Below are 9,793 nucleotides of genomic sequence, written 5' to 3'. Positions count from 1 at the left end.
GCCGCCGGACACAACTCCCAGGAACGGGGTCACAGCATCTGCTGTGGCCCCGTTTCTGCATTCCCGGACGAGGATCGGGAACGTGCTCCTGCCCGACACCTGATGCCGGGAGGAGAGGATCGCCTGGTCGCGGGCGCTTGCGTCCACCTGCTCCGCACCTGGCGTCTGAGGTGACGGCGCGGTGCGCCCACCGCCAATGCTTCCTTTCGTCACACCGCCATCTCGTGGGCTCCCTCACCCCTGGGCCGGAGCGCCGGCGCACCGAGAGCTGCCGGCGTCCCGTTCGTATGGGGCATCACGGGACGGTGCGACGCAGTCCCAGGTAGGCCAGTCCGGCCACGGCGACCGCCAGCACCAACGGCAGTGTGATCGTGAGCGACTCGACGGAGCGGTCGGTCAGCCATGCCCACAGGTCGCCCCAGGCGTTGCGCCAGGTGACGAGGATGGCCAGGACGCCGGCGGTCAGCAGCACGCCGATGCTCAGGCCGTAGATCCCCGCGGCCCCCCAGCGTTTGAACACCACGCCGATGCCCAGGCCGATCGAGCAGGCGGCGATCATCGGCAGGGTGAAGACGACCAGCTGCAGCAGCGGGTTGCCGACGTCGAGTCCGCCGCCGGCCCAGAAGTGGAGTCCCACGCCCCACCCGTTCGTCGCGTCCTCGACCGCCTCCAGCACCGTGAGGCCCAGCCCGAATCCCAGGGACTGGACGAGGGCCGCAGCCGCCGTCCCGAGGTAGTAGGTGCGCCGGCTCAGGCTGAGCCCCATGGCGAGGGGGAACATCTGGGTCATCGCCTGGCTGAACACGACGATGACCGTGATGTACAGCGAGGCCAGCCCGCCGGTGTTGGTCGTGTTGCCGGACTTCTCTGCGACGTCCGCCATGCCCCAGATCGCGAGGTTGATGAGGAAGGACGTCGTCACGACCAGCCACGGGACGCCGAGGACGACGAGCGGATGGGCGAGCTGGAGGCGGGCAGCGGCGAGGACGCGGGTCATCGGGGGACTCCCTGCAGGGCGAGCCGGGCGGCGTCCGGCGAGGACGGACCGTGGGTGGTTGCGAGGCTCATCGCCACGACGAGCTGCTGTACCGAGGTGGGCTCGACGGTGAGCCCGAGGTCGGTGGCGTCCTGGCGCGCGGTCGCGGTGGTCGCCCGGACGACGGCCCGGGATCGGCCGGCCATCGACTCCGTGTGCAGCAGGTGCTGGCCGGCGGCGAAGCCGGCCACGAGCGGAGCGGGGCCGCTCACGGTCAGGCCTGACGCGCGCAGCGACTCGGCGTCGGTGTCGAGCAGCACGCGCCCGTGGTCGATGAGCAGCACGTGCTCGAGCAGGTCGCTGATCTCCTCGATCAGGTGCGTGGACAGCACGATCGTGCGGGGGTGCTCGGCGTAGTCGGCGAGCAGCCGGTCGTAGAACAGGTGCCGGGCGACGGCGTCCAGCCCCAGGTACGGCTCGTCGAAGAGCGTCACCGGGGCCCGCGAGGCGAGTCCGAGCACAATGCCGACGGCGGAGTTCATCCCGCGGGACAGCTTCTTGATCTGCCGCTTGCGCGGGAGCTCGAAGTCGGCGACGAGCTGGTCGGCCAGGTCGCCGTCCCAGGCCGGGTACAGCGTGGCCGCCGCGGCGAGCGCGTCACAGACCCGGAAGTACTCGGGGTAGCGCTGCCCCTCCTTGAGGAAGCACATGCGGCTCAGGACGGCGTCGTTCTCGAACGGGTCTCCGCCCAGCACCCGCACCTGGCCCGTCGTGGGCACCCGGTGGCCGGTGAGCAGCTGCATGAGGGTCGTCTTGCCGGCGCCGTTGCGACCGAGCAGCCCGGTGATCGTGTCGGCCGGGATGCTGGTCGAGACGTCGGTGAGGGCGGTGTGCCCCCGGAAGCGCATCGAGACGCCGTCCAGGGTGGCGACGGCGCTCACGAGCGGTCCCCCCGCTCGTGCAGCATGGCCGCGATCTCCGCGACGGTGATGCCCACCTTGCCGGCCTCGGCCAGCAGGGGGGTGAGGTACTGGTCGGCGAACTCGCTGCGGCGCCGCTTGAGCAGCTGCTCGCGAGCGCCCGTGGCCACGAACATCCCGACTCCTCGTCTCTTGTAGAGGACCCCGTCGCTCACCAGCTGGTTCAGGCCCTTGGCCGCGGTGGCGGGGTTGATCCGGTGGAAGGCGGCCAGCTCGTTGGACGAGGGGGACTGGCTCTCCTCGGCGAGGGAGCCGTCGACGACCGCGTCCTCGAGCTGGGTCGCGATCTGCCTGAAGATCGGGCCGGCGTCCTCGTTCACGCCGGCCCAGGACTCCAGGAGCGAGCCCAGTGGCTCATGGGTTCGTTACTCATGTAATGAACCATAGAGGTCGATCGCCTCGCCCGGCAAGAGGTGATGCAACGCGACCGTCACATGCAGCCGTTACGGTCCTGGCTCTGCCGCTGACCGCCCTGTCAGGAGGACGTCGACCGTGCTGCTGTCCCCGCACGAGCAGGAGCGGCTGATGCTCAGCTACGCCGCCGAGCTCGCCCGTCGCCGTCAGGCCCGTGGCCTGAAGCTGAACCTCCCGGAGGCGACGGCGATCGTCAGCGACCACGTCCTCGAGGGCGCCCGCGACGGCGAGCTGGTCACCGACCTCATGCAGTCCGGCCGCACCGTCCTGACCCGGGACGACGTCATGGACGGCGTCCCCGAGCTGCTGGAGGAGGTGCAGGTGGAGGCGACCTTCCCGGACGGGACGAAGCTGGTGACCGTCCACCACCCGATCTCGTGATCAGGGACGACGTCACCCCCGGGGTGGTCCCCGGCGAGGTCATCCCGGCCGAGGGGTTCATCGAGACCCTGCCCGGGGTGCCGCGCATCGAGCTGGCGGTGCACAACGCCGGCGACCGGCCGGTACAGGTCGGCTCGCACTTCCACTTCGCACAGGCCAACGCCGCGCTGGAGTTCGACCGGGCCGCAGCGCACGGTCACCGGCTCGACATCGCCGCCGGCACCGCCGTGCGCTTCGAGCCCGGCATCCAGCGCACGGTCCCACTCGTCCCCCTGGCCGGCGCCCGCGTCGTCCCCGGGCTGACCGCGGAAGGTGGGCTGGGCTGATGGTGCGGCTGTCCCGCGAGCGCTACGCACAGCTCTACGGCCCCACGGTCGGCGACCGCATCCGGCTGGCCGACACCGACCTGCTCATCGAGGTCACCGAGGACCGCTGCGGCGGGCCCGGCCTCGCCGGTGAGGAGGCGGTCTTCGGCGGCGGCAAGGTGATCCGCGAGTCGATGGGGCAGGGGCGGGCCACCCGCGCCCAGGGCGCCCCGGACCTGGTCATCACCGGCGCCGTCGTCCTCGACCACTGGGGCATCGTCAAGGCCGACGTCGGGATCCGCGACGGCCGCATCGTCGCGCTGGGCAAGGCCGGCAACCCCGACACCATGGACGGCGTCCACCCCGACCTGGTCATCGGGCCCGGCACCGAGGTGATGGCCGGCAACGGCAAGATCCTCACCGCCGGCGGCATCGACTGCCACGTGCACTTCATCTGCCCGCAGATCGTGCCCACCGCCCTGGGCGCGGGCATGACCACGCTCATCGGCGGCGGCACCGGGCCGGCCGAGGGGTCCAAGGCCACCACCATCACCCCGGGCGACTGGTACCTCGCCCGCATGCTCGAGGCGATGGACGGCATGCCGGTCAACGTCGCGCTGCTGGGCAAGGGCAACACCGTCTCCACCGAGTCGCTGGAGGAGCAGCTGCGGGCCGGGGCCAGCGGCTTCAAGCTGCACGAGGACTGGGGCTCCACGCCCGCCGCGATCGACGCCGCGCTCACCGTGGCCGGGCGCAACGGCGTCCCGGTCGCGCTGCACTCCGACACCCTCAACGAGGCCGGGTTCGTCGAGGACACCCTGGCCGCGATCGCCGGCCGGAGCATCCACGCGTACCACACCGAGGGTGCCGGGGGCGGTCACGCGCCCGACATCATCACCGTCGCTGGGCACCCGAACGTGCTGCCCAGCAGCACGAACCCCACCCGGCCGCACACCGTGAACACCCTCGACGAGCACCTCGACATGCTCATGGTCTGCCACCACCTGGACAGCTCCGTGCCCGAGGACCTCGCCTTCGCCGAGAGCCGGATCCGCCCCACGACGATCGCTGCCGAGGACCTGCTGCACGACCTCGGTGCCATCTCGATGATCGGCTCCGACGCCCAGGCGATGGGCCGGGTCGGTGAGGTGGTCATGCGCACCTGGCAGACCGCGCACGTGATGAAGCGCCGCCGCGGGTCGCTGGCCGGCGACGGCGCCGCGGACAACCTCCGCGCCCGCCGCTACGTCGCCAAGTACACGATCTGCCCGGCGGTGGCCCACGGCATCGACGGCGAGGTGGGCTCGGTCGAGCCGGGCAAGCTGGCCGACCTGGTGCTCTGGGAGCCCAAGTTCTTCGGGGTGCGGCCGCACGCCGTCCTCAAGGGCGGGATGATCGCGTGGGCGCAGATGGGCGACGCGAACGCCTCCATCCCCACGCCGCAGCCGGTGCTGCCGCGGCCCATGTTCGGCGCGTACGGGAAGGTGCCGGCGCAGACGTCGGTGCACTTCGTCGCGCCGGCCGCGCTCGAGGCGGGCCTGGGCGACCGGCTGGCCATCGACCGGCGGCTGGTCGCGGTCTCCGACACCACCCGGCTGGGCAAGTCCGACATGCCGGAGAACACCGCGCTGCCGGACATCCGGGTCGACCCGGACACCTTCACCGTCTCCGTGGACGGCGACGTCTGGGAGCCCGAGCCGGTGCGCGAGCTGCCCATGGCCCAGCGCTACTTCCTGTTCTGATGACGGCCGCCCTCCTCGCCCTCGCCGACTCCCGGCTGCCCGCCGGCGGGCACGCGCACTCCGGCGGGATCGAACAGGCCATCACCACCGGGGTGATCGGTGACCCGGTGTCGCTGGCCGGCTTCCTGCGCCGGCGGCTCACCACCGCCGGCGCGGTCGCAGCCGGGCTCGCCGCGGCCGCCTGCCGCGCGGTGGACGTCGCCGACCCGGCCGCCGTCCGCCCCGCCGACCTGCTGGCCGCGCTGGACGCCGAGGCCGACGCCCGGACGCCGTCCCCCGCGCAGCGGGCCGCCTCCCGGCAGCAGGGCCGCGGCCTGGTGCGGGTCGCGAGCCGCGCCTGGCCGGACCCGGCCTGGGCGTCGCTGCCCGCGCAGCCGCACCACCCGCTGGCCCTCGGGGTGGCCGCGGCGACCGCCGGGCTGACCCCCCGGGACGCCGCCCACGCCGCCGCCTACCTGGCGGTGAGCGGACCGGCCACCGCCGCCCAGCGGTTGCTGGCCATGGACCCGATCACCGTCGCCGCCGTCACCGCCCGGCTGTCGCCGGAGATCGACCGGGTGGCCGACGACGCAGCGGCCGGAGACCTGCCGGCCGACACCGACCCGCTGCTCGACCTGCTCGCCGAGGTCCACGCCGCCCGCAACGACCGGTTCTTCGCCTCATGAGATCGAAGGAGTGCTCCCATGCCGCCTGACCACAACCTGGACGACTACGTCGACCCCTACAGCCCCGGCCACCGCCACGGCGGTCCGCTGCGGGTGGGGCTCGGCGGCCCGGTCGGCTCGGGCAAGACGGCGCTGGCCGCCGCGCTGTGCCGCACGCTGGGCGCCGAGTACGACCTCGCCGTCGTCACCAACGACATCTACACGACCGAGGACGCCGACTTCCTCCGCCGCAACGCCGTCCTGCCCGACGACCGGATCGAGGCGGTGCAGACCGGCTGCTGCCCGCACACCGCGATCCGCGACGACATCACCGCCAACCTCGACGCCGTGGAGCTGCTGGAGTCCCGCCACCCGGGGCTGGAGCTGGTGTTCGTCGAGTCCGGCGGCGACAACCTGACCGCGTCGTTCAGCTACGGGCTGGTCGACGTGCAGGTGTTCGTCATCGACGTGGCCGGCGGCGACAAGGTCCCGCGCAAGGGCGGGCCGGGCGTCACGGCGTCGGACCTGCTGGTGGTCAACAAGACCGACCTCGCGCCGATGGTGGGCGCCGACCTCGGCGTCATGCGCCGGGACTCGGATGCGGTGCGCGGGGACAAGCCGACGCTGCTGATCTCCCTGCGGGAGGACCCGGCGGCGACCGAGGTCGCCGAGTGGGTGCGTCAGCAGGTGCGGGCGCGGGCGCTGCAGGAGGCGTGAGCGTGTCGCCGGCTCGTGCCGCCCGGTGAGGACCCTCGTCGAGGTGGTGGCGCGGTGCGACGCGCGGGGTCGCACCGTCCTGCCGGTCGTCCGGGCCAGCGGGCAGCTGGCGGTCCGGCGCACCGGGTCCACCACCGTGCACCTGGTCGCGACCGCGTTCGGCCCGCTCGGCGGGGACGACGCGGAGATCCGGCTGGTCGTGGAGGAGGGCGCCCGGCTCGCCGTCCGCTCGGTGGCCGCAGCCGTCGTGCTGCCCGCGCGCGGGGAGTCGCCGCCGTCCCGGCAGGTGGTGCGGGCCGAGGTGGCCGGGGTGCTGGACCTGGCCCCGGAGCCCACGGTGGTCACCGCGCGCGCCGACCACCGGGCCGAGGTGCGCGTCCAGCTCGCCGAGGCCGGGGAGCTGATCGTCACCGAGCAGGTGCTGCTCGGCCGGCGCGGTGAGGACCCCGGCCGCTGGACCGGCACCACCCGGGTCGAGCGCTCCGGCCGCCCGCTGCTGCACACCACCGTCGGCCTCGGGCCGGGGGCGCCCGCCTGGCTGCCGCCGGTCGCCCCGCGGGCCTACGTCTCCACCGTGTGCATCGGTGAGCCCCGGCCGGAGGTGCGCACGGGCGTGGACGCCGTCCGGCTGCCGCTGCCCGGTGGCTGGGTGGGCACCGCGTGGGCCGGGGAGCTGCACGACGCCGTCGCCGCGCTGGCGTCGGTGACCGAGGACGTCGAGCTGGTGGAGGTGGCCCGGTGAGCGGGTCGGTGGTGGTCCGGGCCCGCCGGGTGGTGCTGCCCGACGGGGAACGCGCGGCGGCGGTGCACGTCACCGACGGGGTGGTCACCGCGGTCACCGGCTTCGACGACGCCGGCGACGACCCCGTGACGTTGGCCGAGGACGAGGTGCTGCTGCCCGGCCTGGTCGACAGCCACGTGCACGTCAACGAGCCCGGCCGCACCGAGTGGGAGGGCTTCGCCTCCGCGACCCGGGCCGCGGCCGCCGGCGGGGTCACCACGATCGTGGACATGCCGCTCAACTCGATCCCGCCGACGGTCGACGTCAAGGCGCTGCAGGTGAAGCGGCAGGTGGCCGAGGGTCAGGTGAGCGTCGACGTCGCCTTCTGGGGCGGGGCCGTGCCCGGCAACGCCGGGCAGCTGACCCGGCTGCTCGCCGACGGCGCGGTCGGGGTGAAGTGCTTCCTGCTGGACTCCGGGGTGCCGGAGTTCCCGCCGCTGGACGACGCCGGCCTGCGCGCCGCGCTCACCGCACTGGCCGCGGTCGACGGGCTGCTCATCGCCCACTGCGAGGACGACGACGTGATCGCCGCCGCCCCCGACCCGGCGGGCACCAGCTACCCGGCGTTCCTGGCCTCCCGACCGGGTGCCGCGGAGGAGACCGCGATCGGCCGGCTCATCGCCGCGGCCCGGGACACCGGCGCCCGGGTGCACGTCGTCCACCTGGCTGACGCCGGGGCGCTGCCGATGCTGCGCGCGGCGCGGGCCGAGGGCGTGCGGATCACCGTCGAGACCTGCCCGCACTACCTGACCTTCGCCGCCGAGGACGTGCCCGACGGCGACACCGCGTTCAAGTGCTGCCCGCCGATCCGCGAGGCCACCCACCGCGACGCGCTGTGGGCCGCGCTGGAGGCCGGCGACATCGACCTGGTCGTCAGCGACCACTCGCCGTGCACCGCGGAGCTCAAGCGGCTCGACGTGGGCGACTTCGGGTTGGCCTGGGGCGGGATCGCCGGCCTGCAGGTGGCACTGCCTGCGGTGTGGACCGGTGCGCGGGCGCGGGGGTTGGCGCTGGGTGACGTCGTCCGGTGGATGTCGGAGGCGCCCGCCCGGCTCACCGGGCTGACCGGCAAGGGCGGGATCGCCGTCGGCCGGGACGCCGACCTGGTCGCCTTCGCCCCCGACGAGCAGTGGCGGGTGGGGGCGCTGCACCACCGGAACCCGGTGACGCCCTACGCGGGGCGGGAGCTGACCGGGGTGGTCCGCCGGACCTGGCTGCGCGGGCAGCTCCTCGAGGAGGGCGCCGCACCCCTCGGCCGGCTGATCAGCCGACCGAGGGGCGCGTGAACCTCAGGTCTGCGGCTTCTCCGCGGCGGCGCGGTCGAGGGGCTTCGGGTCGGTGTCGACCCCGCCCGCCGGGTCCGCGTTGCCGAGGGCCGTCTCCGCGGGGAGGTGCTCCACGTAGTCCTTGGCGCGTGCCTTCAGTTCGTCGTGCGAGCTGGTCATGCGACCTCCTGGGTTGGGTGGTGCACCCCCACCCTCCTCCCCGATCGACCAGAACGGGCGACTACTGCTGGGGTTCCTCGCGGGCGGCCTCGTCGAGGATCGTCGGATCGTCGTCCACGCCGCCGGCGAGATCGGCGTTCCCCAGTGCGGTCTCGGCGGGGAGCTGCTCGACGTGCGCCTTGGCGCGGGCCTTCAGGTCGTCGTCCGGGCTGGCCACGGGGTGCCTCCTCCGACGGGGTGGTCGATCGTGTGCGTCCCCTACCCTCGCCACGCAGGTGAACCCCTGAACGGACACCCGATCCTGGAGAGCGATGAGACACGCTGAGCTCGGCCCCGCGTTCGTGCACCTGCCCGACCTCGCCCGCCGCGACCTCGGCGGTGCCGTGGTGGCGGCCAACGACGAGCTCTTCGCCGCGCGGGAGAACCTGGTGCTGCCGCACCCAGCCGTGGCGCGCACCGAGTTCGGCCACAAGGGCAAGGAGTACGACGGCTGGGAGACCCGCCGCCGGCGCACCGCGGGCCACGACTGGGCGATCGTCCGGCTCGGCGCTCCCGGGATCGTCGCGGGCGTCGTCGTCGACACCGCGTTCTTCACCGGCAACTACCCCGCCCAGGCCTCCGTCGAGGGCGCCGCGGTGGAGGGCCACCCCTCGGTCGAGGAGCTGACCCGCGCGGACTGGCAGCCGCTGGTGCCGCTGTCGGACCTGGCCGGCGACACCGCGAACCCCTTCCCGGTCGACTCCGACCGTCGGGTGACCCACGTGCGGCTGAGCATCCACCCCGACGGCGGCGTGGCCCGGCTGCGGGTGCACGGCACCGTCGTCCCCGACCCGCGGCTGCTCGACGCCGGCCCGGTCGACCTGGCGGCGTTGGAGAACGGCGGGCGGGTCACCGGCGTCAGCAACGCCCACTACGGCAGCCCGCTGCAGCTCATCGGCCGCGGCCTGGCCCGCTCGATGGGCGAGGGCTGGGAGAACGCCCGCCGCCGCGGCCCCGGCAACGACTGGGTCGACGTCGCGCTGGCCTGCGAGGGCGTGGTGACCCTGGCCGAGCTGGACACCTCCTACTTCCTCGGCAACGCGCCGGGTACTGCCTCGCTCACCGGCCGCACCGCCGACGGCGCCGAGGTCGAGTTGCTGCCGCGCACCCGGCTGCAGCCCGACACCCGGCACCGGTTCGTCCTCGGCGGCACGACCGGCGTCAGCGCCGTCCGGCTGGACGTCTTCCCCGACGGCGGGATGGCCCGGCTCCGGCTGTGGGGCCGGCCCACGGCCGCCGGCCGCGCCGCGCTGGGACGCCGCTGGTTCGACGCGCTGCCCGACGTCCAGGCCCTGGAGGTGCTGGGCACCCTCGGCGTCGACCCGTCCGAGGCCGGCCGGCTCGTCGGCGCCCGCCCGCTGGGCGCCGA

The 9,793-nt window shown here is 74.1% G+C and carries 13 protein-coding genes; 8 read left to right on the top strand and 5 right to left on the bottom strand.

The genetic code is table 11. The annotated features are described in order from the left end of the window. Nucleotides 1-295: 295 nt before the first annotated feature. From GCU67_RS19625 to GCU67_RS19615, 3 genes are read right to left on the bottom strand one after another with little or no spacing between them, the layout of a single operon-like run. Nucleotides 296-997, bottom strand: coding sequence for a hypothetical protein (locus GCU67_RS19625; protein WP_163613055.1), 702 nt, complete (start codon nt 995-997; stop codon nt 296-298). After that, nucleotides 994-1,917, bottom strand: coding sequence for an ABC transporter ATP-binding protein (locus GCU67_RS19620; RefSeq protein ID WP_338105171.1), 924 nt, complete (start codon nt 1,915-1,917; stop codon nt 994-996). The genes GCU67_RS19625 and GCU67_RS19620 overlap by 4 nt, the downstream gene beginning before the upstream one ends. Further along, entirely contained in the window at nt 1,914-2,276 is a 363-nt protein-coding gene (locus tag GCU67_RS19615) for a GntR family transcriptional regulator (protein WP_163613054.1), read from the bottom strand. Before GCU67_RS19615 ends, GCU67_RS19620 begins: the two co-directional genes overlap by 4 nt. A 172-nt stretch (nt 2,277-2,448) precedes the next feature. Between GCU67_RS19615 and GCU67_RS19610 the strand changes: the two genes are divergently transcribed. Genes GCU67_RS19610 through allB form a run of 7 tightly spaced genes read left to right on the top strand, consistent with a single transcriptional unit; the run spans nt 2,449 to nt 8,226 of the window. Next, the gene (locus GCU67_RS19610) at nt 2,449-2,751 is read left to right on the top strand and encodes an urease subunit gamma (protein ID WP_163613053.1); all 303 of its coding nucleotides are present in this window, start codon (nt 2,449-2,451) and stop codon (nt 2,749-2,751) included. Next, nucleotides 2,748-3,077 carry an urease subunit beta gene (locus GCU67_RS19605; RefSeq protein WP_338105170.1) on the top strand — a complete coding sequence of 110 codons (330 nt, stop codon included), beginning with the start codon at nt 2,748-2,750 and terminating at the stop codon, nt 3,075-3,077. Before GCU67_RS19610 ends, GCU67_RS19605 begins: the two co-directional genes overlap by 4 nt. Next, nucleotides 3,077-4,798, top strand: coding sequence for an urease subunit alpha (locus tag GCU67_RS19600; RefSeq protein ID WP_163613052.1), 1,722 nt, complete (start codon nt 3,077-3,079; stop codon nt 4,796-4,798). Before GCU67_RS19605 ends, GCU67_RS19600 begins: the two co-directional genes overlap by 1 nt. Beyond that, a complete protein-coding gene (locus tag GCU67_RS19595) occupies nt 4,798-5,463 on the top strand; it encodes an urease accessory protein UreF (RefSeq protein WP_211661765.1) in 666 nt (221 codons plus the stop codon). Before GCU67_RS19600 ends, GCU67_RS19595 begins: the two co-directional genes overlap by 1 nt. 18 nt (nt 5,464-5,481) lie before the next feature. Next, on the top strand, nt 5,482-6,159 hold the full coding sequence (gene ureG / locus GCU67_RS19590; protein ID WP_163613051.1) for an urease accessory protein UreG: 678 nt from the start codon (nt 5,482-5,484) through the stop codon (nt 6,157-6,159). A 25-nt stretch (nt 6,160-6,184) separates the two neighbouring features. After that, a complete protein-coding gene (locus tag GCU67_RS19585; protein ID WP_163613050.1) occupies nt 6,185-6,901 on the top strand; it encodes an urease accessory protein UreD in 717 nt (238 codons plus the stop codon). Next, complete coding sequence (gene allB / locus GCU67_RS19580) at nt 6,898-8,226, top strand: allantoinase AllB (protein WP_163613049.1); 1,329 nt, start codon at nt 6,898-6,900, stop codon at nt 8,224-8,226. Before GCU67_RS19585 ends, allB begins: the two co-directional genes overlap by 4 nt. Before the next feature lie 3 nt (nt 8,227-8,229). Here the strand turns inward: allB and GCU67_RS19575 are convergent, their stop codons facing one another. Then, the gene (locus GCU67_RS19575) at nt 8,230-8,385 is read right to left on the bottom strand and encodes a hypothetical protein (protein ID WP_163613048.1); all 156 of its coding nucleotides are present in this window, start codon (nt 8,383-8,385) and stop codon (nt 8,230-8,232) included. 61 nt (nt 8,386-8,446) lie between these two features. Next, nucleotides 8,447-8,602 carry a hypothetical protein gene (locus GCU67_RS19570; RefSeq protein WP_163613047.1) on the bottom strand — a complete coding sequence of 52 codons (156 nt, stop codon included), beginning with the start codon at nt 8,600-8,602 and terminating at the stop codon, nt 8,447-8,449. A 94-nt stretch (nt 8,603-8,696) separates the two neighbouring features. Between GCU67_RS19570 and alc the strand changes: the two genes are divergently transcribed. Continuing rightward, nucleotides 8,697-9,793, top strand: a 1,097-nt coding sequence (alc, locus tag GCU67_RS19565; protein WP_163613046.1) for an allantoicase, incomplete at its 3' end; no start/stop codon positions are given.

Origin of the sequence: Modestobacter muralis (assembly GCF_010682105.1) — a bacterium.
Taxonomy (GTDB): Bacteria; Actinomycetota; Actinomycetes; order Mycobacteriales; family Geodermatophilaceae; genus Modestobacter; species Modestobacter muralis.
This window is presented reverse-complemented; position numbering and strand designations above follow the sequence as displayed.